The 24,882-nt window shown below is 62.2% G+C and carries 27 protein-coding genes; 18 read left to right on the forward strand and 9 right to left on the reverse strand.

From position 1 onward, the window contains the following. Nucleotides 1-63 precede the first annotated feature (63 nt). Nucleotides 64-579 carry a DinB family protein gene (locus ACQKEN_RS07905; RefSeq protein ID WP_427684901.1) on the forward strand — a complete coding sequence of 172 codons (516 nt, stop codon included), beginning with the start codon at nucleotides 64-66 and terminating at the stop codon, nucleotides 577-579. A gap of 396 nt (nucleotides 580-975) precedes the next feature. Here the strand turns inward: ACQKEN_RS07905 and ACQKEN_RS07910 are convergent, their stop codons facing one another. Together ACQKEN_RS07910 and ACQKEN_RS07915 are read right to left on the reverse strand one after the other, a co-directional pair. After that, a complete protein-coding gene (locus ACQKEN_RS07910; protein WP_427684903.1) occupies nucleotides 976-1,290 on the reverse strand; it encodes an RcnB family protein in 315 nt (104 codons plus the stop codon). A 183-nt stretch (nucleotides 1,291-1,473) separates the two neighbouring features. Further along, nucleotides 1,474-1,803 carry a DHCW motif cupin fold protein gene (locus tag ACQKEN_RS07915; RefSeq protein ID WP_427684905.1) on the reverse strand — a complete coding sequence of 110 codons (330 nt, stop codon included), beginning with the start codon at nucleotides 1,801-1,803 and terminating at the stop codon, nucleotides 1,474-1,476. Between the two features lie 238 nt (nucleotides 1,804-2,041). On the opposite strand from ACQKEN_RS07915, the gene ACQKEN_RS07920 reads away from it, so the two are divergent. Next, nucleotides 2,042-2,599, forward strand: a complete 558-nt coding sequence (locus ACQKEN_RS07920) for a GNAT family N-acetyltransferase (RefSeq protein WP_427684907.1) — start codon at nucleotides 2,042-2,044, stop codon at nucleotides 2,597-2,599. Nucleotides 2,600-2,701: 102 nt separating this feature from the next. Then, nucleotides 2,702-3,880 carry an MFS transporter gene (locus ACQKEN_RS07925; RefSeq protein WP_427684908.1) on the forward strand — a complete coding sequence of 393 codons (1,179 nt, stop codon included), beginning with the start codon at nucleotides 2,702-2,704 and terminating at the stop codon, nucleotides 3,878-3,880. 44 nt (nucleotides 3,881-3,924) lie between these two features. Here the strand turns inward: ACQKEN_RS07925 and ACQKEN_RS07930 are convergent, their stop codons facing one another. Continuing rightward, nucleotides 3,925-4,140, reverse strand: a complete 216-nt coding sequence (locus ACQKEN_RS07930) for a hypothetical protein (protein WP_427684910.1) — start codon at nucleotides 4,138-4,140, stop codon at nucleotides 3,925-3,927. Between the two features lie 74 nt (nucleotides 4,141-4,214). On the opposite strand from ACQKEN_RS07930, the gene ACQKEN_RS07935 reads away from it, so the two are divergent. Beyond that, nucleotides 4,215-4,658: a hypothetical protein gene (locus tag ACQKEN_RS07935; protein WP_427684912.1), complete on the forward strand. Its 444-nt coding sequence runs from the start codon at nucleotides 4,215-4,217 to the stop codon at nucleotides 4,656-4,658. On the opposite strand, the gene ACQKEN_RS07940 is transcribed toward ACQKEN_RS07935, so the two are convergent. Next, nucleotides 4,655-5,530 (reverse strand): LysR family transcriptional regulator, encoded by an 876-nt coding sequence (locus ACQKEN_RS07940; RefSeq protein WP_427684914.1) that lies wholly within the window; start codon nucleotides 5,528-5,530, stop codon nucleotides 4,655-4,657. The two genes, ACQKEN_RS07935 and ACQKEN_RS07940, sit on opposite strands and share 4 nt — an antisense overlap. 106 nt (nucleotides 5,531-5,636) lie before the next feature. On the opposite strand from ACQKEN_RS07940, the gene ACQKEN_RS07945 reads away from it, so the two are divergent. Beyond that, complete coding sequence (locus ACQKEN_RS07945; protein WP_272634534.1) at nucleotides 5,637-6,032, forward strand: tautomerase family protein; 396 nt, start codon at nucleotides 5,637-5,639, stop codon at nucleotides 6,030-6,032. 12 nt (nucleotides 6,033-6,044) lie between these two features. On the opposite strand, the gene ACQKEN_RS07950 is transcribed toward ACQKEN_RS07945, so the two are convergent. Continuing rightward, the gene (locus ACQKEN_RS07950) at nucleotides 6,045-6,899 is read right to left on the reverse strand and encodes a LysR family transcriptional regulator (RefSeq protein WP_427684916.1); all 855 of its coding nucleotides are present in this window, start codon (nucleotides 6,897-6,899) and stop codon (nucleotides 6,045-6,047) included. Between the two features lie 114 nt (nucleotides 6,900-7,013). On the opposite strand from ACQKEN_RS07950, the gene ACQKEN_RS07955 reads away from it, so the two are divergent. Further along, a complete protein-coding gene (locus ACQKEN_RS07955) occupies nucleotides 7,014-8,378 on the forward strand; it encodes an NAD(P)-binding domain-containing protein (RefSeq protein ID WP_427684918.1) in 1,365 nt (454 codons plus the stop codon). A gap of 112 nt (nucleotides 8,379-8,490) precedes the next feature. Then, nucleotides 8,491-9,948, forward strand: coding sequence for an MFS transporter (locus ACQKEN_RS07960; protein ID WP_427684919.1), 1,458 nt, complete (start codon nucleotides 8,491-8,493; stop codon nucleotides 9,946-9,948). 12 nt (nucleotides 9,949-9,960) lie between these two features. Here ACQKEN_RS07960 and ACQKEN_RS07965 read toward each other — a convergent pair whose 3' ends face one another. Next, entirely contained in the window at nucleotides 9,961-11,163 is a 1,203-nt protein-coding gene (locus tag ACQKEN_RS07965) for an MFS transporter (RefSeq protein ID WP_427684921.1), read from the reverse strand. A gap of 111 nt (nucleotides 11,164-11,274) precedes the next feature. Here ACQKEN_RS07965 and ACQKEN_RS07970 point away from each other — a divergent pair, with 111 nt between their 5' ends. Next, nucleotides 11,275-11,922, forward strand: a complete 648-nt coding sequence (locus ACQKEN_RS07970; protein WP_427684923.1) for a TetR/AcrR family transcriptional regulator — start codon at nucleotides 11,275-11,277, stop codon at nucleotides 11,920-11,922. A gap of 47 nt (nucleotides 11,923-11,969) precedes the next feature. On the opposite strand, the gene ACQKEN_RS07975 is transcribed toward ACQKEN_RS07970, so the two are convergent. Next, nucleotides 11,970-12,857 carry a LysR family transcriptional regulator gene (locus ACQKEN_RS07975; RefSeq protein WP_427684925.1) on the reverse strand — a complete coding sequence of 296 codons (888 nt, stop codon included), beginning with the start codon at nucleotides 12,855-12,857 and terminating at the stop codon, nucleotides 11,970-11,972. A gap of 103 nt (nucleotides 12,858-12,960) precedes the next feature. Here ACQKEN_RS07975 and ACQKEN_RS07980 point away from each other — a divergent pair, with 103 nt between their 5' ends. Together ACQKEN_RS07980 and ACQKEN_RS07985 are read left to right on the forward strand one after the other, a co-directional pair. Further along, nucleotides 12,961-13,623, forward strand: a complete 663-nt coding sequence (locus ACQKEN_RS07980) for an NADPH-dependent F420 reductase (RefSeq protein ID WP_427684927.1) — start codon at nucleotides 12,961-12,963, stop codon at nucleotides 13,621-13,623. Between the two features lie 96 nt (nucleotides 13,624-13,719). Beyond that, complete coding sequence (locus ACQKEN_RS07985) at nucleotides 13,720-14,349, forward strand: LysE family translocator (protein WP_427685104.1); 630 nt, start codon at nucleotides 13,720-13,722, stop codon at nucleotides 14,347-14,349. Between the two features lie 136 nt (nucleotides 14,350-14,485). Here the strand turns inward: ACQKEN_RS07985 and copM are convergent, their stop codons facing one another. Then, complete coding sequence (gene copM / locus ACQKEN_RS07990) at nucleotides 14,486-14,827, reverse strand: CopM family metallochaperone (RefSeq protein ID WP_427684929.1); 342 nt, start codon at nucleotides 14,825-14,827, stop codon at nucleotides 14,486-14,488. Between the two features lie 102 nt (nucleotides 14,828-14,929). Beyond that, nucleotides 14,930-15,799, reverse strand: a complete 870-nt coding sequence (locus ACQKEN_RS07995) for an NmrA family NAD(P)-binding protein (protein ID WP_427684931.1) — start codon at nucleotides 15,797-15,799, stop codon at nucleotides 14,930-14,932. A 108-nt stretch (nucleotides 15,800-15,907) separates the two neighbouring features. Between ACQKEN_RS07995 and ACQKEN_RS08000 the strand changes: the two genes are divergently transcribed. The 8 genes from ACQKEN_RS08000 (at nucleotide 15,908) to ACQKEN_RS08035 (ending at nucleotide 24,867) form a co-directional block, all read left to right on the forward strand. Next, on the forward strand, nucleotides 15,908-16,828 hold the full coding sequence (locus ACQKEN_RS08000) for a LysR family transcriptional regulator (RefSeq protein WP_427685105.1): 921 nt from the start codon (nucleotides 15,908-15,910) through the stop codon (nucleotides 16,826-16,828). Nucleotides 16,829-16,997: 169 nt separating this feature from the next. Then, nucleotides 16,998-17,465, forward strand: coding sequence for a cyanase (gene cynS, locus ACQKEN_RS08005; RefSeq protein WP_427684932.1), 468 nt, complete (start codon nucleotides 16,998-17,000; stop codon nucleotides 17,463-17,465). A 113-nt stretch (nucleotides 17,466-17,578) separates the two neighbouring features. Continuing rightward, nucleotides 17,579-18,241, forward strand: coding sequence for a carbonic anhydrase (locus ACQKEN_RS08010; RefSeq protein WP_427684934.1), 663 nt, complete (start codon nucleotides 17,579-17,581; stop codon nucleotides 18,239-18,241). A 55-nt stretch (nucleotides 18,242-18,296) separates the two neighbouring features. Further along, nucleotides 18,297-19,205 (forward strand): transcriptional regulator CynR, encoded by a 909-nt coding sequence (gene cynR / locus ACQKEN_RS08015; RefSeq protein WP_427684936.1) that lies wholly within the window; start codon nucleotides 18,297-18,299, stop codon nucleotides 19,203-19,205. A gap of 330 nt (nucleotides 19,206-19,535) precedes the next feature. Then, a complete protein-coding gene (locus tag ACQKEN_RS08020; RefSeq protein WP_427685106.1) occupies nucleotides 19,536-22,100 on the forward strand; it encodes a PAS domain-containing protein in 2,565 nt (854 codons plus the stop codon). A gap of 118 nt (nucleotides 22,101-22,218) precedes the next feature. Then, a complete protein-coding gene (locus ACQKEN_RS08025) occupies nucleotides 22,219-23,103 on the forward strand; it encodes a GlxA family transcriptional regulator (RefSeq protein ID WP_427684937.1) in 885 nt (294 codons plus the stop codon). A 92-nt stretch (nucleotides 23,104-23,195) separates the two neighbouring features. Continuing rightward, nucleotides 23,196-24,170 carry a nitrilase-related carbon-nitrogen hydrolase gene (locus ACQKEN_RS08030; protein ID WP_427684939.1) on the forward strand — a complete coding sequence of 325 codons (975 nt, stop codon included), beginning with the start codon at nucleotides 23,196-23,198 and terminating at the stop codon, nucleotides 24,168-24,170. 175 nt (nucleotides 24,171-24,345) lie between these two features. Beyond that, nucleotides 24,346-24,867 carry a winged helix-turn-helix transcriptional regulator gene (locus ACQKEN_RS08035; protein ID WP_427684941.1) on the forward strand — a complete coding sequence of 174 codons (522 nt, stop codon included), beginning with the start codon at nucleotides 24,346-24,348 and terminating at the stop codon, nucleotides 24,865-24,867. Nucleotides 24,868-24,882 lie beyond the last annotated feature (15 nt).

Here is a 24,882-nt window from a genome sequence, read left to right on the forward strand (position 1 = left end):
GTGGGTGACTAAACACCGTTCAATTCACTACATTCACTCGAGCTATCCACCCAGGCCCTCTCGATGAACAACTATCTGGCGCAGGCACACAATAATCAATGGTCGAACCGGCGCTTGCTCTCGGCATGCCTTGGCTTAAGCGACGAAGAATACCTGGCGCCGCGAACAGGTTTTTTTCCCTCGATCGAGCTGACCTTGCGGCACATTCTTGATGTGGATCAGTTTTACCTGGCGGCGCTGATTTTTGATCTGGAAGGTCAACGACAGGATCTGCCTGAGCGTTTGTCGCTGCCGGAAATCGTCCATCTCCAAACCGCGGCAGACGTACGACTTGTTACCTATTGCGAAGGTCTGGACGAGCAAGCGCTGAGTCGTCGAACTGGCGTGGTACGGGCGACGGGCATTATTCCGGAACGAGTGGATCGCCTGTTGCTGCATCTGTTCCAGCACCAGATTCACCATCGTGGGCAGGTTCACACCATGCTATCCGGTACTCGCGTACCGCCACCACAACTGGATGAGTTTTATCTGGATGGGGATTTGCCCTTAAGGGCGTCGGACAAGCCTCTTCCGGGCTGAAGCCGGTCCTACCCAGAGACTGCGTGCGTCCAGTGAAGCGGGCGATGGGACCCACTGTAGGACCCGCTTTAGCCGGGAAGACGTCATGTGGCACGCCGCAAGATTGACAGCGCGCGCGCACCTCCCTTCCCGGCTAAAGCCGGTCCCACTGAATGTACGGAATATCACTGTGGGAGCCGGCTTGCTGGCGAATGCGATGGTCCAAGCGCTGCCGCAGCGAGACTTCAAGCGGGTTCGCCAGCAAGCCGGCTCCTACAGTCACATCTGGCCCCGACTGGCCAGTGCTGCAAAATTGCTGGCAGACACCGCGCATTGACCAGGACCGGCGTTAGCCCGTAATGCGCCGTGAGGCGCGCCGCAGTCAATGGCTGGGAAACGCAGTGCAAGCCCCCAACATTACTTGTGCCCTTTGGCCTTCGGCACCATCTGTTTGATCGTCCCGGTAGGGATGTCAATCAACGCATATTTGTCTTTGATCTGCACCCACTGTTGATTCTCGTCCGGTGCGGCCAGGTGACGTGCGCGCCAGTCTTTGACGGCCAGGCTAGGACGTTGATATTGGTCTGGGGCGTTGTCGCCTTCCTTGATTTCCTTGACCCCTGCGCCCGGTCGATCCATCGTCACGCTTGGCTGTTCGGCCGCGTAGGAAAAGCTGCTGACGGCGCATACTGCGGTGAACAGCAGATGAGGGAGGTATTTCTTTCCGAGCATGATCAGATCCTTTGGCAAACGAGTGCCGCTGATTGAATAAGGGGTGACGGTGCATCCGTCATGCTCTGACCGGGGCTGAATCCCGGGAGTTCGATTTGATCACGTGCGTTCAGCCCTGTATCACCCGGTTACCCAGCCCCACTGGCAAACCTTGCCTGTATCAAGCCCCGAACACCCGCAGCACTAATCAACGATGAATAGCCTTGCGCCCACAGCGCTCGAAGACCTATGCGCCTCCGCGTTGTCAGCCACCTGATAGCTCATGCCCGGGGTCAGGGTGAATGTCCGGCCATCTTCGAGCTCGGTGTCGAGCTGACCCTCAAGGCACAGAATAATGTGTCCTTTTTTGCACCAATGATCGGCCAGGTAGCCGGGACTGTAATCAACCATGCGCACCCTCGCATCGCCAAACTGGCAGGTGCGCCAGAGCGCTGTGCCTGTCTCACCCTGATACGCGACGGCTTCGATTTTAGACCAGTCGGTCGTACCAAATGGAATGGCGGTAAGTTTCATGGCGGCCTCGGCGAATGAAGGGTGTTCGATGCTACCGATGCACTACCGGGTCAAACAGATACAGATCGCCTTGATTGCACTCATACGCCCGCACCCACTCCGAGTTCGCCAGTGCGGCAATAGCCAGGATCCGACGCCCGAGGTCAACCACGTCCGAAAGTCAAATCGCGGGACACTTGTTCCCTATCCCCGGTATATGGCATCAATATCGCTGCACTGCTTGCAGGGAGAAACCCGCATGGAAAGCCCCACGCTCCACACGGCTCGACTCATACTCGCCCCGCTACTGTTGACCGATGCGCCCGTGATTCAACAGTTGTTTCCCCAATGGGACGTGGTCCAGTATCTGGACAGCCATGTGCCATGGCCCTATCCCGACGACGGCGCGCTGACCTACCCCCGCGACGTTGCGCTTCCTGCCATGGCAGAGCGGCGCGAATGGCACTGGACCCTGCGCCTGACAGCAGAACCGGCGCGGGTGATCGGCTGCATCAGCCTGCACGATCAGCTCAAAAACCACAGGGGTTTCTGGCTGGCGCCGCAGTGGCGCGGCCAGGGCTATATCCAGGAGGCGTGTAAGGTGGTCAACGCCTTCTGGTTCGAAACGCTGCAGCGGCCGGTGATGCAGGTGCCCAAAGCGGCGGGCAATGAAGCATCGCGAAGGATTTCTCAGCGCGAAGGCATGCGACTGATCGAGCGCCGGGACGGCCATTTCGTCTCGGGTCCGATGGTTCAAGAGCTCTGGGAATTGACGCGCGGTGAATGGCTCTCGATGCAAACCCGGACGTCGAAATGATGCAGCGGCCGCTCGTTTCCCGGGAAAGTGACTCGATTGCCTGTTGACCTGCCCCGCCTCAATCCCTAGGGTAGCCGGCCTTCTTTACCCCTCAGGAACCCCATGTCCAGCCGCAGCAAACTCCCCTCCACCGTCTACCTTCTGGGCCTGACGATTTTCTCGCTGGTGACGGCCGAATTCATGGTCGCCGGCATGATGCCCGCACTGGCCGACGCGTTCTCGGTCAGCCTCGCCCAGGTTGGCAACCTGATCGCCTTCTACGCCTTGGGCATGGCCATCGGCGGTCCGCTTGTGACCGTCCTGCTGCTGTCCAAAGGCGTCAGCAACAAACGCTCGTTGATCGCCCTGCTCATCTGTTATGTGGTGGCCGGCGCAATCGCCGCGGCCGCGCAAAGTTATCTCGTGCTTGCTGCGGCGCGCGTGGTCATGGGCATTGCCAGTGCCGTCTGTATCGGTCTGTGCATGACGGTGTGCGCAGGCCTGGTCACCCCGGAACGACGCGGCCGAGCGGTGTCGGTGGTCCTTGCCGGCCTGATGCTTTCCCCTGTCGTAGGTGTGCCGCTGACCACGTGGGTCGAGCAACACTTCGGCTGGCGTGCGAGCGCCTGGCTGGTGGTGGTGCTGGCGATGCTCTGCACGGTGCTGGCGAGCAAGCGATTGCCGGCGAGCGCCAATGGCAGCGAACCGCCACTGCGCCAACAAATGGCCGACATGAGAAATCCGCCCCTCTGGGCGGCGTACCTCACCAGCGGGTTGATCATCGGCGCCACCTTTGCCGCGTTCAGTTACTGCACGCCCATCCTTATTCAGGAGGTCGGGGTCGCGCCGAAATTCGTCGCACCGCTGCTGGCGCTGTATGGCGTCGCGAACGTGGTGGGCAACTGGGTGGTGGGCCGACTGGCGGATCGCTACATGATGGCGATCGTCGGCTGGGGCCTGGCGATCATGGTGCTCGCGTTGTCGGGCTTCGCCCTGGCCGGGGATCACCTGTGGCTCAACCTGATGTGCTTCCTCGCCCTCGGGCTGACCGGCGTGGCGCTGAACCCCGCGATGGTCGCGCGCGTCATGACAGCGGCCGAGCCCGGCGCGCTGGTGAACATCATGCACACCTCGGTCATCACCGCCGGACTGGCGTTCGGCAGCTGGGCGGGCGGTGTGACAATCGACGCGGGCCTGGGATTGCGATCACCGCTCTGGGTCGGTGCGGCGATGGCTCTGGCGGGCTTGCTGAGCCTGGTGCGGCCGATTGCGATGCGTCGCAGCCAGGCGTTGTGCGACTGAAGGCGTCGTCACTGACGTCGGTGTATTGCGAGGTGACGTGTCCTTCAGGGCACGTCAGCGGCGCCAGCGCCCACCAGCGGAGAGACCTGCCCCGCCCGCTCGGCCAACAGATTACGCAGCGCGTGCATCTGCCCGATCCGCTCGTCCAGCAACGCGATTTTCTCGGCGAATAATCCTCTCAGCATGTCGCTGGAGGCCTCATAAAACCGCAATGCATCCACGGACACCCCCGCACGCACCGCCACTTCGCCTATTTTCATGACGTTCAATGCTCACGTTGACTCTGGACCTAAGACCAGGCTTTAGCCTGCGGGCTCAACTGTGAGGGAAGATCATGATCAGCGCAAAAAACAATCTGGGCATCGTCAAAAGTAGCGCCATCTACGACCTGGTGGTGACAGCGGGCTTCATGACGCCCTGGACGGCAGCATGGGTGCTCACCGGCTTCGCCACGTTATCGGGCGCTTTGGCACTGGAACGGCCGGTGCCGGTGCTGGACGTCAGCGGCATGCTGTTCGCCAACCTGCTCGGAAGCGTGGTGGTGGTCTGGTCGTTGTGGCGCCTCGCGCAGCCGAGCCGCCGGGTGGGGTTGTATGACGCACTGGCGCGAACGCTGTTCGCCACCTGGCAGCTTTACGCGGTTGCCCAGGGCGCAAGTGTTCTGATTCTCGGGTTTACGGTGTTTGAGGTGCTGTTCGCCGTCGCGCAAGTGTGGCCGATCAGCGCTGTTCGGCAGGTTCATCCAAGGGCAGGTCAAGCGGCATCGGGCGCAGGCTAAGGCGCCAGCGTCGCTGCAATGATCTGCCCCACCGCTTGCAATCGCTCACTGACACCTCCCCGGCAGCGAGCCGGCAATAAAACGATGTCCACAGTGGGCAGCGCGGGCAGATTGAGACCGGTGACCTCCAGCATGTCGGCCTCGATGATCGCGGAGGCATTGAGGCATGCCACGCCCAGCCCCGCCGCCACCGCAGCCTGAAGCCCGGCCACACCGGAGGCCATATGAGCGACGACGTGGGCAATGCCGTGTGCGTCCAATGCGTTGCGTGCCAGCCTGTGCAGCGAGCAGGTTTCAGGCAGCAGCGCGAGTTCGATAACCCTGTCTTTAGGCGGAAGTGGCTTGCTGCGGGCGGCCACCCACATCAATGATTCCGTGCGCAGCACTTGGGCTTCTTCGGATGATGAGGAAGGCGACCCCGTCGTGCGCAGGATGATCGCCAGATCCAGCGCGCCGCTACCGTGGGCATCGGCGATGACGTCGCTTTTGTCGATCTGGGTGCGCATCCGCAAACCGGGGTATTGCTCAGCGATGCGCGCCAATAAAGCCGCCAGTTGGCTCGGCCGGACGTAATCGGAAATACCGATGTGGACTTCGCCCTCAAGGGGCACCCGGTGCATGTCTCGCCAGGCCGCATCCGACAACGCCAGTATCTGACGAGCATGGCCAATCAGGCGCTGACCTGCCGCGGTGGGGCGTACGCCCTGCTTGCTGCGCACCAGAAGCTGTTCGCCCGCGGCTTCCTCCAGCTTGTTGAGCTGTTCGCTCAGCGCCGACTGCGATCGATACCGGAGGGGCACCGCTGCCGTAAGACTGCCCGCATCCACCGCAGCGACGAGGGTCTTCAACTGTTCGATGTCAAATCCGTGCATGTCGATCTACCGGAATACCTGATGATATCCGACTGATCTTACTGCTATTCCGATATGAACAGAGCGAGCAATCTCAATGTTCGCACTCACATAGAGGAACGCTGCCGTGCCATTCGTAAGAATATCGCTGCTCAAAGGCAAAACCCCTGCCCAACTTCGCGCCATCGCCGATGGTGTTCACCACGCGCTTGTCGAGACTTACAGCGTGCCGCCAGACGACCGATTTCAGGTCATCGATCAATACGAGAAAGACCTGTTTTTCTATGACCCGGGTTTTCTGAACGTCAAGCGCACAGATGACGTGGTGTTCATACACATCCTGGCCAACCGATGGCGCGACACGCCGACAAGGCAGGCGCTTTACCGCGCCATCGCCGATCAACTCACTGCCCGCCCCGGCATGCGCCGCGAGGACATCCAAGTGTTCATCTCGAATAACGATAAGCATGACTGGTCATTCGGCAACGGTGTCGCTTCCTATGTGCCGGAGGCTGATGCCTGAGATCACCCAGGATCAGTCTTCGCCAATGATCTGCCCGGCAAGTTCCGCGAATACGCGAAGCCGGTCCATCTGCCGCATGTCGTGGTGGTAACCCATCCAGATGTCACGCCCGGGCGGCGCCTGTCCAACGTCTAGCCGCCTGAGCGCGGGGCTCTGATCTCCCAAAGCGCGCGGCAGTACGCAAATGCCAAGGCCAAGGGCGCACATCCGGGCTTGCACGGTTCGGCTGCTGCTGGTGAACACGACCGGGGCCTGCGGGTACAAACCTCGCAGCCAGACGACGTCAGGGTAATGGGATTGCGCGGTGTCCATGGTGATTAGACCGACACCTTGGCCTTGCGTGCCCGGAGAAAACGCCTGCTGCGCGCCCACGTATAGACCGTAGTTCAGCGTGGTCAAGCGGCGCTGGACGATGTCCGGCTCGGTGAAAGGGACGATCCGAAACGCGATGTCCGCTTCCCTGCGTGTCAGGTCGGACAGCCGTTGTCCGGCGATCAGTTCGGGCACGATCAGGGGGTGGCGCCGGATCAGCTCGGCCAGCACAGGCCCGAGCACGTAGCCGGCAAACCAGTCCGCCGACGAGATGCGCAGCAGGCCTTCGAACTGTGCGCTTTCGCCGGCGATGCGCCGTTCGATCGTCAGCGCGGTGCGCTCCATCTCCTGGGCCAGCTCGAAGATGCGCTCACCGCTGTCGGTCAACACCAGGCCGGTTGACGTACGACGAAAGAACACCTCGCCACTGCTCTGTTCCAGCACATGCAGGCGCCGCCCCACCGTGGGGTGGCTGACGCCCAACAGCTTTGCAGCGGCCCCCAGGGAACCGCCGCGGGCGACGGCCAGAAAGACGCGCAGGTCATTCCAGTCCATGGCGTACCTCGTACAAAAGTGAACGCCGAAGATGCAGCAATGGCAGTCCCTAAGCAACTGTATGGCTCGCACAATGGCGCCTCGAGCAAAAAGGCCATAGGCAGAGGGGCATTGATGAACATCGGGTTTATCGGGGTGGGAAGCATGGGCCGGGTGATGATCCTGCGGCTGATGGCGGCAGGTCATCACGTGAGGGCCTGGAACCGTAGCCCTCAGGCGCTGGCAGATCTTGAGGGCGTAATCGCACTGACTGACCCCGCGCTGGCTTTTGAGCAGGAAGTGGTCATCAGCATGCTCGCCGATGATCGGGCGGTGCGGCAGGTGCTGCTGTCTTCCGATGCGCTGGCGCGTGCCGGCAAGGGCTGCATTCACATTGTGATGTCAACGCTGTCACCTGCCTTGATCAACGAATTGCAAGACAGTCACGAGCAGGCAGGCATCGAGTTGGTCGCGGCCCCGATGTTCGGGGTGCCGGCGGTCATGGCTCAGGGTGAGGCGAACATCCTCGCGTCCGGCGCCGCTGACGCAATCGAGAAGACCCAGCCGCTGCTGGATGTGCTCGGAAAGAAGACCTGGCGGATGGGCGACCGGCCTGTGCAGGCCTGCATCGCCAAGATCGCCGGCAACATGATGATCACCCAGGCCATTGAATCCCTGGGCGAAGCGACACGCCTGGTAGAGGCCTACGGTCTGCCCCCTTCGGCGTTCGTTGAAACCGTCACTCAAACCCTGTTCGCCTGCCCGAGTTACCAGCGCTATGGGCATTACGTCGCCAACCGCGTGCACGAGCCCGGCTTCAAGCTGTCCCTGGGCTTGAAAGATGTGGACTTGGCGCTGAGGGCCGCCGAAGCCGTTGCCCTGGAGCTGCCTGCCACAAGGGTGGTACGCGCGGGCATGTCAGCGGCGATCACCCAGGGCCTGGGCGATCGAGACTGGTCCGCCTTCGCCACCATCGCGCAACCCCGCCCGTTGGGCACCCAACCGATACGCTACCGAGGAAACACCATGACCATTGAAATGCTCGCTGCGCGGCTTGAAGCGCTGGAAAGCCGCGCGGCGATCGAATCGCTCATTTCCGGCTACGCCAACGCCTACGACCTGATGGACATCGATCTGTTGCGCAGCCTCTGGCACCCCGACGCGACGCTGGACCTGCCGGATTTCGGCGTTGGACGAAACCTTGAAGAGATCGCCGCCATGGCGCACACCAGTTGGATCAAGTTGCCGCATATGCATCACTGGATGTCCAATCCCATGATCCAGATTCAGGGGACGATGGCGACCGCAACAGTCGCAGCAGACTGCCTGTTTCATGATCGCGAAAAGGGTCCGGTACAGGTCAGCGGCCTTTACCACGACCGCTTCGAGCGGCGCGACGATCAGTGGCGATTCAGCGCCCGTCGTTTCGAATTGCACTTCCTGACACCGCTGCTCAACTGGGCGCCGATCGCGGGTTCGGAAACGTTCGAGCGCGTCTGAAACCGCTCTGCCTGAACGGCGCATCACGCCTTGCAGCGGCGATGCGCGCCTCGATTGATTGACCCCCTTCTTATCCGATCGCAGCGCCGCCGTTGCGTATGGAGGTTTACCCATGTTCGCGAAGGATACGTTGTCGCCTGATCCGCGACGCTGGGCGATGTTTTTGATTCTGCTGGTCGGTGCCCTCCTGCCGCCCCTGGACTTTTTTATCGTCAACGTCGCGCTGCCATCGATCAAGCAGGACTTGAGTGCCGGCGCTTCCGCTGAGCAACTGGTCATCTCCGCCTATGCCGGGTTCTATGCGGTGACCCTGATCACCGGTGGAAGGCTCGGTGACATCTATGGCCGTGGCCGGGTGTTTTTCATCGGTCTGACTGGCTTCGCGGGGGCGTCATTGTTGTGCGGGCTGGCCTGGTCGCCCTGGTCGTTGATCGCAGGACGCGTATTGCAGGGCATAACAGCCGCTGTGATGGCGCCACAGGCACTGGCATCGGTGCAGGCCATCTTCCCGGATTCGGAAAAGCCCCTTGCGCTCAGTCTGTACGGTGCGGTGTTCGGACTGGCGTCGGTCATCGGGCAGGCTTTGGGCGGGATTCTGATTTCGCTGAACCTGTTCGGCCTGGGCTGGCGGGTCATTTTCCTCGTTAACCTGCCAGTTGCCGCGCTGGTTTTGCTGTTCGGCATACCTGTGCTTAAGGAAATCCGTGCGCGAAATCCGAACACACTCGATCTGGGTGGCGTGGCCCTTTCGATCCTGACCCTGGCCGCGCTGATCGTGCCGCTGATCGAAGGGCGAGAAGCAGGATGGCCGCTGTGGGCCTGGGTTTCATTGATGGCAGTGCCGCTGTTGGCGTGGATGTTCTGGCGCTACGAAGCGCGACTGAGTGATGCTGGCGGCTCGCCACTGCTGGATCCCCACGCTTTGAATGTTCCGGGATTGGGTCGCGCACTCGTCATCGCGCTGCTGTTTTACACGATCGCCCCGTTTTTCCTGCTGTTCTCGATCTACCTGCAAGGCGCGCTCGGCACATCGGCACTGAGCGCGGGGCTGGTGTTTCTGCCTTTCGGCGCCGGATTTCTGCTCGGGCCGCTCTTGGCGCCCGCTTGCAAACGGGCGCTCGGCGTGTACGTCAATGCAACGGGTATGGGCCTGGAGTCGGCCGGCTTTATCAGCATGATGTGGCTGCTCAGTGCGACGCCGGCCGGCGTGTACCCGGTGCCGGCACTGCTTGCCGCCCTTCTGTTCACGATCGGCTTCGGACAGGGGCTCGCGCTGCCTACGCTCATGCGCATGGTGACGGGCCGCGTGGCGCCGGCGTATTCGGGCATGATCGCCGGGGTCGCCAGCTCGACGTTGCAAATCAGCACAGCATTGAGCGTTGCAGTGATCGGCGGGGTCTTCTACACGATCCTGGATGGACGCACTGACCCGGCAGCCATCACTCACGCATTTACCATCGCGCTGTCGTGCATCGCGCTCTGCCTGGGCGCCGCGGTGCTGCTGAGTATCACGCTGGTGCGCGAGCCGGCGTTGCCCGACGGGAAGAGCGCCGCCCGGTCAACCGGTTAAGCGGCGCAAATCTTAATGAGCCCCAACCACTTGCCCGGCAACCCTCTCACCCTGCACAAACCCATGGGCCCGCGCACGAAAAGCAATCGCCAGGCTGATCAGCAGCACCAGCACCATCACCCACGCAAAGGCGCCCGCGCCCCAGTGACCGAGCAGCACGCCACCCAGAACCCCGCCGCCGGCGATCGCGCTGTTCCAGACGACCACGTTCATCGACAGGGCCACGTCGGCGCCCTCACCTGCTGCGTCAGCCAGCGCGGTTTGCAGCAGTGTGGCGGCGCCGCCGAAGGTCAGGCCCCAGACAAAGACACCGAAAAAGATGGCCGCCGCAGAACCCGAGAACATCCCGAAGAACACCGAAACCCCGGCGAAGGTGGCAAGGCTCAGCAACACCGCGGTGCGAAGATGACGATCAACCAGACGTCCCCCGACCCAGATACCCAGCAGCGCGGCAATGCCGAACACCAACAGCACCCGATCGACATGGGCACTCAATCCAGCGAGGGAAACAAAGGGCGCCACGTAGGTGTAGAGAATGTTGTGGGCGAGCATCCAGGTCAGCACCACGCCGAGGACGGCACGCACGCCCGGTGTCATCAGCACCTGACGCAGCGGCATGCGCCGGGAAGATGATTGACCCGGGTAGTCCGGCACTTTGATCAGCACCCAGGCGATCAACACCAGCGTCAGTCCGGACATTGCGGCAAACGACATCCGCCAACCGATCGCACCCCCCAGCCAGGTGCCAAGGGGCACGCCCAGTGACAACGCGATGGGCGTACCCACCATCGCCACCGCCATGGCGCGGCCCTGCGAGGCCGGCTCGACCATGCGCCTTGCGTAGCCGCCAATGAGGCTCCAGGCCAGCCCCGCTGAAACCCCTGCGGAAAATCGCGCGATCAGGGTCAGCCAGTAAACCGAAGACAGCGCGGTGATGGAGTTGAACAGCAGAAACCCGACGACAGTGACCAGCAGCACCGTCCTGCGCCGCCAGCTGCGCGTGGCAATGGTCAGCGGGATGGCGGCCAGCAACGACCCCAAGGCGTACACCGTCACCATCTGGCCGGCCAATGACGCCGAGATCCCCAGGCCATCGCCTATTTCAGGCAACAGCCCTGCCGGCAGCGTCTCCGTCACGATGCAGATAAAACCGGTCATGGCCAGCGCCAGCAGCGCCCCATACGGCAGCCTGGTGGCCTTTTTCTCATGGGTCATCGTGCGATCCTCCGACTAATATACTGATCGGTAGCAATCTAGAGAGCTAAAGCCGGGTAGTCAATCACTTATGTATCGACTAGTATTTATATGACTTGAATGGAGGTCCATATGGCTCAGATGGGACGACCGCGCACGTTCGACCGTGACGTGGCAATCACCCAGGCGCTGCATCTGTTTTGGGAACATGGCTACGACGCAACGTCACTCAGCCAGCTCAAGGCCAGCATCGGCGGCGGCATCACCGCGCCGAGCTTCTATGCAGCGTTTGGCTCAAAGCAGGCGCTGTTCAATGAAGTCATGGCGCGCTACCTGAACACCCATGGACGCGTGACCGACAGTTTGTTCGACACCGCGCTCGCCCCCAGGGAAGCGATCGAGCGCACGCTGCGGTGCTCGGCGCAAATGCAATGCGAGGCAGGTCATCCCAAGGGCTGCCTGGTGTCACTGGGTTTACTGAGTGCGTCCACGGAAGAAAGCAAAACCATCTCGCAGCCGCTGGCGGAGGCGCGAGCCTTGAACCGCGCTGCCATTGTCGCGTGTATCGAACGGGCCATTGCGGCGGGAGAACTGCCTGCAACGGTGGCGCCGGTCGCGCTGGCCACGGTGTTCGACAGTTTCATGCTGGGCATGTCGGTTTTGGCCCGCGACGGTGCGACGGTTGAAACACTGGACGCCGCAATCACCCAAGTGATGCGGGTATGGGACAGCTTGCGAATCGACACGCCGAAGGACGCTGACGGCCAGCTCGATGCCTGATGGCTGCCAATGTCTGAGCCTGGCATCGCCACCCGCCCCGCTACGGCTTAACCGAAACGCACCATCGTCGCATCGATGAATCGGCGCAGCTTGGCCGTTCGCTGCCGGCTGCCTGTGTAGATCATATGCATGGGCCGGCTCGGCGCCTCATAGTCAGGCAACAGTCGCACCAGCGCGCCGCTGCGCAAGGCGGGTTCGAGGAAATCCCAAGGGCCGAGCACGATGCCGAATCCGTCCAGCGCCGCCGAGAGCAGCGCGCGGCTTTCGTTGACTCTCAATCGACTGGCCACCTGAACCCGCGCCACCGTTGAGCCCTTGCAGAACACCCACTCGCGGTCAGTTGGCCGCGACCACCAGGCATAGCCCAGACATTCATGCTGGCTCAGGTCCTGCGGACGTTGCGGCACGCCGCGCTCGGCCAGATAGCCAGGCGCCGCGCAGGCCACCAGTTGATAAGGCGCCAACGGCCGAGCGGTCAGGCTGGACACGTCCACCGGGCCGATCCTGAACGCGATGTCGAACCCCTCCTCAACCAGATCAACGAAGCGATCCGTCAATTGCAGATCGATTTCAATCTCGGGATGCAGCCGCAGGAATTCCGTCACGAAGGGCATGAGGCGGCAAGAGCCGAAGGTGATGGGTGCGCTGATTTTCAGCTTGCCGCGAGGGGTGTCGTTCATCATCTCTACAAGGGAGTCCGCCGCCTTCGCTTCACTGAGGATGTGCTTGCAACGTTCCAGGTACGCGTGGCCCAGTTCGGTCAGGCTCTGCCGCCGCGTGGTGCGGTTCAGCAACCGCGCGCCGAGTCGATGCTCCAGCCCAGCGACATGTTTGGCGACCATCTGCGGCGAAAGCCCCAGGCGCTCGGCCGCCCTGGCGTAGGAGCCGCACTCTGCCGCCGTGACAAAGGCTTCCATGCTGCTGAGACGGTCCATGATTCAACACTCCTGGTAACGAGACTAAGCGACTGATGATTATTTATCTGCCGCTGGTTCGCAATCATCATGGCCGCTTCCAGCACACCATAGGAGTCATCGCATGCGCATCGGCATTATTGGGGCGGGTTTCATCGGACGCGCAGTGGCGCAATTGGCCATCGCGGCAGGCCATGAAGTCATGCTCAGCAACTCACGCGGGCCGCAAACCCTGGGCGACGTGGTCACCGAAATCCCGGGCGCGCAGATCGGTACCCTCGAAGACGCCACGCAGTTTGGCGATGTTGTTCTCGTGGCGATTCCCTTCAACCACTACCCAACCCTGCCGGCCGAATGGCTTGCAGGTAAAACGGTGCTGGATGCCAACAACTATTATCCTGATCGGGACGGCCCTATCCCGGCGCTCGACAGGTTTGAAACCACCACCAGCAGACTGCTTGCCGAGCACTTGTCTCGCGCCCATGTGGTGAAGGTGTTCAATGCGATCCTGGCCGATGACCTCAGCCGCGATACTCGCCCAGGGACGGCGCACGACCGACGCGCACTGCCGGTCGCCGCCGATGACCCTGCGGCGAAGGCGCTGGCCATACAGCTGCTGGACGAGGTGGGATTTGATGCGGTAGACGCCGGCAACCTTGATGAAAGCTGGCGATTCGAACGGGCCAAGCCCGCTTACTGCATTCCGTTGAACCGGAAGGCGCTGAATGCCGCACTGGCCAAGGCCGAAAGGCACATTGAACTGCCCCATGGGTCCTGGCGTCACTGAATGACGTCATCCCGCAAAGCCCTCCAGAAAAGCGCCACCGTCCGGTAACATGCGTGCCTGCACTCTCCTTTTACATAACCTCGGGAAAGGGACGTGATGATTGATCTCTCGGTATTACTGCTTTTCGCTGGCGCCTGCTTGGCGCTCACGCTGACACCGGGCCCGGACATGCTGTTGATTGCGTCGCGGAGCATGAGCCAGGGCAGAGCATCAGGTTTCGTTTCACGGGCGGGCATTCAGGTGGGCACCTATTGCCACGCGCTGGCTGCCGCACTCGGGCTGTCGCAACTGTTGATCAATGTCCCCGCTGCCTACGACGCGGTGCGGTTCGCGGGGGCTGCCTATCTGGTTTTTCTCGCCTGGAAAGCGTTCAGCGCCCCGTCGCCGCTGCATGCAGATGCCGACCTTGCGCCCACGCCGCTTCTGAGTATTTTCCGGCAGGGATTGGTGACCAATCTGCTCAACCCGAAAATGGCACTGTTCGTGTTGGCGTTGTTTCCGCAGTTCGTTGATCCAACGAAAGCCTCGCTGGTCGTGCAGATGCTGATATTCGCCACGGTTTTGAACGTCATCGGTTTACTGGTGAACGGCGCAGTGATACTTCTCGCCAGTAAACTCGGGCACAAGCTGGCAGCCAATGCCGGTATTGCCAAGCGCCTCAATCAGGTACTGGGTGCGGTCTTTCTGGGCCTGGCCTGTCGGTTGGCACTGGTCTCGGGACGATAAGGTCGCGACTGCCGGCGTAGAACATCGAATCGAACATTACCCATTGATCCGACGGCGGCAGCGCGCTCCTTGCCCTGCCGCCGCCACGGGGACTTGATATCAGCGCCCCGGATCAGGGGCGCAGAACTTTGCGACCTTACTGAGCCGGATGCGCCTTCAGCCACTTCTTCATCTGCGCGATTTCCGCCGCCTGCGCCGCCACAATCTTGCGCGCCAGCTCCAGCATCTCCGGATCCTTCCCGTATTTCAGCTCGATCTTGGCCATCTCCACCGCGCCTTCGTGGTGCGGGAGCATGCCGGCCGCAAACGCCACATCGGGGTCGTCGCTCATCATGCCGTGGTGCATGTCGTCTTTCATGGCGCCCATTGATTGCTGGTAAGCCTCATGCATCTGTTTGACGTCCTCCGTCTGGTCAGCCCTGACGGCGGTGACGGCAAGCAGTGCAATGACGCTGACAACGGCGGCAATCTTTTTCATGACTAAGCATCCTGGATGAGGGTAGAGACGAAGCCGTCACGCTAGACCTTTCCATAGCGGCAAGGTCAAGGGCATTCTCGATTGCCGTCTCAAACACTTCCCTCAAAGCCCGAATGCGTCCTTGAGCAGCGCCGAAAGCTGTTTGGGTTTACGCCCCAGAAGGTCTTCGAGGTCGGTGCTGGTCTGGTCGAAGGCGCCGGCTTCGATGGCCGCGTACCAGCCGGCGATAAATCGGGCCACGTGTGGAGGCCAGCCTTCGCGTTCACGGGCCTGCAGGAAGGCGGCCGACGAGATGGGCTCATAGGAGATCGCCTTGCCCGTCAGATCGGACAACCCGCTGGCGACGTCAGCGAAGGACCAGGGGCTGCCGCTGTTCAGCAGATAACTGCGATGTGCAGGTGCGCTCTGCCTGAGCAGGACGGCACCGGCTTCAGCCAGCTCTTGATAACAGGCCAGCGGAATTCTGCCGTTGCCGGCGGGCGCCGCGAAGCCTGCAGCAATCGCGTTGGCGCCGATGAACATCGGCAGGTCGTTGGCATACAACGGATGCCGGAGCACGGTGTACGCCAGGCCCGACTGCTTCAGCAGGTTTTCAGTGGCGATGTCGCTGTCGGTGACGCCATCGATCGGACACAGCACATCGTCGAGCCGCTGGATGCCGGTGTACATCACATGGTCGACACCGGCGCGACGTGCGGCATCGATCACGTTCTTGTGCTGAGCAATCCGGTCGCTGAAGGCCACGGCCGACACCATGTAAATCCTTTCTACACCCTGGAACGCGCTGACCAGGGCGTCGTAATCGGTGTAATCGCCATAGCGCACCTCCACGCCCATAGCGGTCAACGGCTGCGCCTTGACCTGATCCCGCGCCAGACCTGCAACGTCGCCGGCGTCGCCCTGTTGCACCAGTGCCTGCACGACCGCGTTGCCCAGTCGCCCCGTGGCCCCTGTTACCAGAATCTTGCCCATCGAGTTTCACCTGCCTGCGTTGAGAGAGTGCTCACTGTGCACGCTCATAAGCGGATGAATTAGTCCGGTATGAGTAGAATCAGCTTCAACCAAACGTTGGAGGCACCGATGGAAACCCTGGGCAATCTGGAGTCGTTCGTGCGTGCTGCGCAAGTCAGGAGCTTCTCCGAAGCCGCCCGGCGGATGGGCATTTCTGCAGCAGCGGTGAGCAAGAATGTGGCGCGTCTTGAAAGCAATCTGGGCACCCGCCTGTTTCAGCGCAACACCCGCAGCCTGACCCTGACCGAAGCCGGCGAAGCCTTCTATGGGCAGGTTGCCGACAGCCTGGAGACCATTCAGGCCGCCGTCGCGCAGGTGGGTGACAACCGCAACATCCCGGCCGGTCGCCTTCGAGTCAACGTGGCGCCCTCCTTCGCCTACGACTACTTGCTGCCATTGCTCAAGCCCTTCAAGGAAAAATACCCGGCCGTCATCCCCGATTGGCACCTGGCGCTGGCCCGGGCTGACTTGATCGGAGACGGATTTGACGTGGCCATCGGCGGCGGTATGGAGCTGTCACCCGGTGTTGTCGCGCGAGAACTGGCGAAGCTGCATCTGGTGGCCGTGGCCTCACCCGACTGGCTCAAAGGCCGAGAGTTGCCGCGAACGCCAGCGGATTTGCAGGGGCAGCCGGGGGTGGTCACGCGCTCGACCGACACCGGCAGATTGCGCGCCTGGACCCTGCGCAATGCGGCCGGCGAAACCCTTGATCTGACCCTCGACCCGGCGGCAATCATGAATGACCCGGAAGCCCTGTGCGGCTGCGCGCGCATGGGCCTTGGCGTGGCGTTGGTCCCCATGGAGCGCGCCTGGCCCTGGCTGCAAAACGGTGAACTGGTCCGGCTGTTGCCTGAGTGGCATGTGGATCTGGGTTCGGTCTCCGTCTACTTTTCGGCCCGCAAAGCCTTGCCGGCCAAGACGCGGGCGTTTGTGGATTTTCTGGTCGAGCATTTTCGCTCGAACCTGGGCGAGCGATTTAGGGGGGACTGAGCCAGAGCCCGAACGACGCGGTCGCGCTGGCACGAATCCATAGGCAGCGCTTATGCGAAGGATTGTTTATCGGTCTTGGACGCTATCGGTGGATGGGAAGATGATTGCTCCACGCAACACCACACCCGCAACGCCCACCGGCAACCCTTACCTTCGCCAGGAGAGACCCATGACACAGTCCCACGCCTACAACGACACCAGCCTCGCACTCACCGCCGAAATCCTCGACGCCAAGCAGCGCAAGAACCTGTCCTTCCAGGACCTGGCCGACGGCACCGGCCTGGGCCTGGCCTATGTCACCGCCGCGCTGCTGGGCCAGCACCCATTGCCGGCCGATGCGGCGAAGGTGATTGGCGAGAAGCTTGAGCTCAATGACGAGGCCGTCGCCCGTCTGCAGATCATTCCGCTGCGCGGCAGTCTTTCCGGCGTGCCCACCGACCCGACCATCTACCGTTTTTACGAGATGATCCAGATCTACGGCACCACCCTCAAAGCGCTGGTCCACGAACAGTTCGGCGACGGCATCATCAGCGCGATCAACTTCAAGCTGGACATGAAGAAGGTTGAAGACCCTGAGGGCGGCCATCGCGCAGTCATTACCCTGGACGGCAAGTTCCTCCCGTTGCGTCCGTTCTAAGTCGGACCCGCTCCGAGACGCGGGCCCGCCGCAACGGCGGCCCGCTTCGCACACATCAAGTGCAACGGTCACTGATCACAACTTACGTTTAATGGCGCAGCGAGGCATACATCATGAAGGCACTCATCGACGGTCTTTTGAAGTTTCAGAAAGACGTGTTTCCACAACGTTCCGACCTGTTCAAGCACCTGGCGACGACCCAGCATCCCGGCACGCTGTTCATCACCTGCTCGGACAGCCGCGTGGTGCCCGAGCTGCTGACCCAGCAGGAACCCGGCGAGCTGTTCGTGATCCGCAACGCCGGCAACATTGTGCCGTCTTACAGTCCCCACCCGGGCGGCGTGTCGGCCACCGTTGAATACGCCGTCGCCGTGTTGGGCGTAACTGACATCGTGGTGTGCGGGCATTCCGATTGCGGCGCGATGACGGCGGTCGCCAAGTGTACGTGCATGAATCACCTGCCCGCCGTCGCCGGCTGGCTGGAGCACGCGGCCTCGGCGAAGGTCATCAACGAGTCGCGGGTTCACATCAGCGAAGCGGCGAAGGTGGGTTCGATGGTGCGCGAAAACGTCATCGCGCAACTGGCCAATCTGCAGACCCACCCCAGCGTGCGCCTGGCCCAAGACAAAGGTCTGCTGAATCTGCACGGCTGGGTCTACGACATCGAGACCGGCTCGATTGACGCCCTGGATGCCGACAACCGCAGCTTCAAGTCGTTGCTGGATCACCCCTCGACCTGCGCCGTGCACGCTCGTCAGGCAAATGCCGCGGCATGAGGCGAGGCTGGGCGTACACTTACCCGGTCTGCCCCTGCCCCTGGTAATCAATCCCATGCTGTTACGACACCTGCGTTATCTGTTGGCGGTCGCCGACCATGGAGGCTTCACCCGTGCAGCAGAGGTGCTGCATGTCTCGCAGCCGACGCTTTCGCAGCAGATCCGCCAGCTCGAAGAGAGCCTCGGGGTGAGCCTCTTCGACCGCACCTCTCGCACGGTCAAACCCACCGACGCAGGCCTGGCGTATATCGAATGCGCCCGGCGCGTGCTGGTGGAGCTGGCGGCGGGCAAGCGCGCACTGCACGACGTCAAGGATCTGTCCCGTGGCAGCCTGCGGCTGGCCATGACCCCGACGTTCATGGCGTATCTGGTCGGTCCGCTGGTGCGTGACTACACCGCGCGATTCCCGAACATCCATCTGGACATTTTCGAGCTGTCCATGGGCGACATCGAGATGGGGCTGGCCGATGATTCGCTGGACATTGCCATCGCGTTCGATCAAGTCCGCAACCCCGACATCGAATGCATCCATGCATTTGTCGAAACCCTGGGTTTGATGGTGGGCCGGGATCACCCCTTGTACGACTCGCCGGCCCCGCTGACCGCCCCTCAGGTCGCGGAGCTGGATTTTGCGCTGCTGACAGCGGACTTCGCGACCCGGACCTGCATCGACGGTTATTTCGCCCGTGCAGGCATCACGCCCAATGTGGTGATCGAAGTCAACTCGGTGACCACCTTGCTGGAGGTGATCCGCCACACGCCGGTGGCTACCCTTCTCCCCGAAGCGATGGGCACCCAAGATCGCGCACTGCACACCCTCGCGCTGACCGACACGGCGCCTCAACGTGGCGCCTCGCTCCTGCGCCGCAAGAACAACTATCACAGCGCAGCGTCGGTGGCGTTCATGGAGTTGGTGCTGGGCCAACTGGCCGGCCTGGATACCCGCTCTGCCTCGCTGGCCTGATCGTCGCCATTTGTTGCATCGAGTCCCGACCGCTCGGCTCCCGATCGCGCTGGCACGAAAAAGCCAAACCAGACTGAACACATGCTCGATACCCGCCTGCCGAATCATTCCGGTGGCCGGAACCTTTGTCTTTCTGCCCGAGTCCTTTCTGAAAGCAGAATTGCATTCTGCCAGCATGCAGCGTAAAACGCTGGCCGCCGATACGGCTGGATCAGCCAGCTGGCGCAGTCCCGGATAGCGCATGGCGCATCGCCGACCTCAGGTCATAACGTTACGTTTGCAGGTGGACACTTGAAGCATTTGACCCGGGAAGCCCTTGAGGCTGAAGTCATGCAATTGCGGTCGGCATTAAAGCAAAGCGAAGCCCTGAGGCTGGACAGTCTTTGCACCGGCACACGTCAGAACGCTGTCGCGGCCTCGCCCCACAGTGCGGCCGAGCGCGTCGCTGAAGGCATTGCCGGGCAGGCGATCGAAGACGCGCAGATTCGCTATCGCCTCGCCGTAAAAGCCACCAACGATGCCATCTGGGACTGGGACCTCAAGGAAAACCACGTCCTGTGGAACGAAGCGCTGGAGCGGGTCTACGGCCACCCCCTCGCCACGGTCGAAATGACCGGCGACTGGTGGATCGCGCAGATTCACCCCGATGACAGGCAGCGCATCGTCATCTCGATCCATGACGTGATAGACGGCAGGCAGACCGGCTGGAGTGACGAGTACCGGTTTCGCCGGGTGGACGGCACTTACGCTCAGGTCCTCGACCGTGGGCACGTCATCCGCGACGTTCAAGGCAACGCCGTGCGCATGATCGGCGCGATGCTCGATCTCACGCCGATTCGCGACACCGAGGCCGCACTGCGGGAAAGCGAGGAGCGTTTCAGGACGATTCTGGAGACGATCGATACCGCCTTCGCCATCGTTCAGGTCAAGTTCGATGCCAACGACTACCCGGTCGACTATCGCTTTGTTGAAGCCAACCCGGCGTTCGAACGTGAGGCTGGGGTCAACCTGCGGGGGAAATGGGTCAGGGAGTTTGCCCCGGATCTGGAGCAATTCTGGTTCGACACCTATGGACGGGTGGCCAAGACCCGCGAGCCGGCCACATTCGAAAGCTACGCCAAGGCCTTTCAGCGCTGGTTTGACGTGCGCGCCGTGCCGGTCGGCGATCCGGCCGAATGCCAGATTGCAATCATCTTCAACGACGTGACGGGGCGGCGGGATGCCGAGGAACGTCTGCGTCAGAGCGAAGCCATCGCCCGCGCGAACGTCGAACGTGTGCAGCTGGCCCTGGCGGCCGGGGCCATTTTCGGCACCTGGCACTGGGACTTGCCCAGCGACAGTTTCAACGTGGATGAAGCCTTCACCCGGGCCTTTGGCCTTGACCCGGCGCTGGGGCGGGAAGGACTCACCCTGGAACAGGTGGTGGAAACCGTCCATCCGGAAGACCGGGCGGGCCTGATGACAGCGATTAACGAAGCCATTCGTCGCGGGGGGGCCTACGCCCATCAATACCGGGTCCGTCGGGCCGACGGCAAATATTATTGGATCGAGGCGAACGGGCGCGTCAACTTCAGCGAAGAAGGCGTTCCCCTGAGTTTTCCCGGTGTCTTGATCGATGTGGAGGAGCGGCGTTCGGTCGAAGCCCAGCGCGACCTCGCCACCGCCGCACTGCGTGCCCTCAATGAGACCCTTGAACAGCGCGTGGCTGAACGCACCGCAGCGTTGATGCAGGCCGAGGAAAAGCTGCGTCAGTCGCAAAAGATGGAAGCGGTGGGGCAACTCACCGGCGGGCTTGCCCATGACTTCAATAATTTGCTGGCGGCCATCTCGGGCTCGCTGGAGTTGTTGAGTGCACGGTTTGCCCAGGGTCGGCTGACGGATGTCGACCGCTACCTGACGACGGCACAAGGCGCCACCAAACGTGCCGCTGCCTTGACCCACCGGCTGCTGGCGTTTTCCCGTCGACAGACGCTCGATCCCCGGCCCACTGAAATCAACAGCCTTGTCGAGGGCATGACCGAGCTGATCCGGCGTACCGTGGGGCCAAGCATCACTGTGCAGACCGTCGGCTCTCCGGACAGCTGCGTCGCACTGGTCGACGCGAGCCAGCTGGAGAATGCGCTGCTGAATCTGTGTATCAACTCCCGGGATGCCATGCAGGACGGCGGCAGCATTACCATCGAAACCCGCTGTCAGGTCGTGGGATCGGCGGAGGCACCGCTGCTGGAAGTCGCCGAGGGCGAATACCTGACCCTCAGCGTTACCGACACAGGGACCGGCATGCCGGCCAACGTCGTGGCGAAGGCATTCGACCCCTTCTTCACTACCAAACCGATCGGCCAGGGCACCGGCCTGGGCCTCTCGATGATTTACGGGTTCGCCAAGCAATCCGGGGGGCAGGTTCGTATCGCCTCCGCAGTCGGACAAGGGACGACGCTGTCCATCTACCTCCCCCGCCACCACGGGAATCCCGGTTCCAATGAAGCGCACATACTGGATGCCGCCACTCAGGCGGCAGGCGTCGGTGAATCGATCCTGGTTGTGGATGATGAACCCACCGTGCGCATGCTCGTGACAGAGGTGCTGAGCGAGCTTGGCTATTCAGTCATGGAGGCGGCGGACAGTGCCAGCGGACTCAAGCTGCTGCGCTCGGACGTGCGAGTCGACATGCTCGTCACCGATGTGGGATTGCCCGGCGGGATCAACGGACGCCAGATGGCGGACGCCGCGCGGGAGCTGCGTCCGGGACTTAAAACGTTATTCATCACCGGCTACGCGGAAAGCGCGGCCATCGGCGCCAACCAACTTGAGCCTGGCATGCATGTGCTGACCAAGCCCTTTGCTATTGAAACACTGGCCGCTCGTGTGCGTGAACTCATGCACACGGCGGTCTGATCCTCACTGCGCTGACGCGATCAGGCCGAGCGGACGCCCGGGCCTGACTGAGCGAGCGTCAGGCCGTGCCGCTGTGGGATTGATCCTCTACCCGGGCTTTCAGGTGCTGGGGCTGTCCATGTCCGCCACTTTTGAAGTGGCTAACCTGATGGCCGAGCGCGAGGTGTACGCCGTCAAGCTGCTGTCCGAAACCGGCGGCCTGGTGCAGTCATCGGCAGGCTTCGGCGTCGACACCGAGCCCTTTGACCAACGCCGCTTCGATACCCTATTGATCCTCGGCGATAACGTGGTCAGGCCGGCATCCCCCGGGTTGATCCAGTACATGCGCGAGGCCAGTCCGCTGACCCGTCGGGTCGGGTCGATCTGCACCGGCTCCGCGGCATTGGCCGAAGCCGGCCTGCTTTCCGGGCGCCGGGTGACCACCCACTGGGCCCACGCACCTGACTTACAGCGCCTGTATCCCGACATCCAGGTGGACGAGGACCGCATCTTCATCAACGACGGGCCAGTGTGGACGGCGGCCGGCATGAGCGCCTGCATCGATCTGGCCCTGGCCCTTGTGGAAAACGATCTGGGCAGCGAAATCACACGGCGGGTGTCCAGGCATCTGGTGGTTTATCACCGGCGCGCCGGCGGCCAGTCGCAGTTCTCGGTCATGCAGGACCTCGACCCGAAAACCGACAGAATTCAGGCCGCCCTGACCTACGCGCGGCAGCACTTGAAGACCGAGCTTTCCGTGGAGCAGCTGGCCTACGTCGCCCATCTCAGCCCCCGGCAGTTCAGCCGGATTTTCCTTGCCCAAACCGGCAGATCCCCCGCCAAGGCCGTGGAAAACCTGCGCGTCGAAGCGGCCCGATTGATGATGGAAAACGGCCACAGCTCCATCGACGTCGTCGCCACCGAGACTGGCTTTGGTGATCGCGAACGCATGCGTCGCGCCTTCATCCGTGCATACGGCCTGCCGCCCTCGAGCTTCACCCGCCCGCATCCCCAGCTCACCTGACATGACCGAAAAGGTGGCAACCACGACCTACGGCGATGGGATGACGGATTTAATCTGACCTCACTGAAACCCAAACCCGTGAGGAAAGCCCCATGACCATCGTCAAAGCCGCCGCCGTACAAATTGCCCCTGTGCTCTATAGCCGTGAAGGCACCGTCGCCAACGTAGTGCAGAAGATTCTCGAACTCGGTGAAAAAGGCGTTCAGTTCGCTGTGTTTCCGGAAACCATCGTGCCGTACTACCCCTACTTCTCGTTCGTGCAGACGCCGTTCGAAATGGGTGCCGAGCATTACAAGCTGCTCGACCAGGCCGTCACCGTTCCTTCGGCCGCCACCGACGCCATCGGCAAAGCGGCCAGACAGGCCAAGATGGTGGTCTCGATCGGGGTCAACGAACGCGACGGCAGCACGCTGTACAACACGCAATTGCTGTTCGACGCCGACGGCACCCTGATCCAGGCCCGTCGCAAGATTTCGCCGACCTATCACGAACGCATGATCTGGGGCATGGGCGACGGCTCCGGTTTGCGCGCCGTGGACAGCGCCGTCGGGCGGATTGGCCAGCTGGCCTGCTGGGAACACTACAACCCGCTGGCCCGTTATGCGCTGATCGAGGACGGCGAGCAGATTCACGCGTCGATGTACCCCGGCTCGTTCGCCGGCGACCTGTTCACCCGGCAGATGGAAGTGAGTATCCGCATGCACGCCCTGGAATCGGCCTGCTTCGTGGTCAACTCCACCGCCTGGCTGTACCCGGAACAGCAGGCGCAGATCATGGCCGACACCGGCACCTCGATCGACCCCATTTCCGGTGGCTGCTTCACCGCGATCATCGACCCCCAGGGGGAAATCATCGGCTCGCTGACCGAGGGCGAAGGTGAAGTGATCGCCGACCTGGACCTCTGGGAGATCGACAAGCGCAAACGCCAGATGGACGGCCGCGGGCATTACAGTCGACCGGAGATCCTCAGTCTGGTCATCGACCGCACTGCCCACAGCCACGTGCATGAACGTGCGCCCCACCCCAAGCTCGCCGAGCTGGAACAGCGTGCCGCCAGCAACGCGTAGGCCGGTTTAAGCGCACTTGGCGCACAGTCAACAACGGCGGTGCGCTGATCGCCCCCTCCTCCCGGAAACACGAACCCGACCACCGGCGTCACTCATTGCCCCGAGTCACTTTCATTATGAAATTCACTGTGTAATATTATGGGCATCATTCAGCGTAACCGGACCGGAGAAATCCATGAAACGCGCCACCTTCCAGCCCATGCCATGCCCCGTTGCCAACGCCCTGGAACACATCGGCGACGGCTGGAGCATGCTGATCCTGCGCGATGCCTTTTACGGGCTGCGCCGCTTCGATGACTTCATCAACAGCCTCGGCATCGCGTCCAACACCCTCACCCGCCGCCTCAACGACCTGGTCGCCCACGACCTGCTGGAACGCCGCCCTTACCAGGACAACCCGCCGCGCCACGAGTACCACCTGACCGATGCCGGCCTTGACCTGCGCCCAGTGATTCTCACCCTGATGGCGTGGGGCACCCGCCACTCCAACACCGGCGACAAGGTCTATCTCGCCGATCAGGAAACCGGCCAACCGGTGGACCTCGCCTTGATCGACGCCAATACCGGCAAGCGCATCACCCGCGACGGCCACCGCGTACACATCAGCCCCGATGCCGACGCGTTGACCCTGTGGCGTGTGCGCACCGGCCAGGCCTACCGCGACAACGACGCACTGGTCAGCCCCTTCCCTAACTGAGTCCCACGAGGTCCT

Origin of the sequence: Pseudomonas sp. NPDC078416, from assembly GCF_050268485.1 — a bacterium.
Taxonomy (GTDB): domain Bacteria; phylum Pseudomonadota; class Gammaproteobacteria; order Pseudomonadales; family Pseudomonadaceae; genus Aquipseudomonas.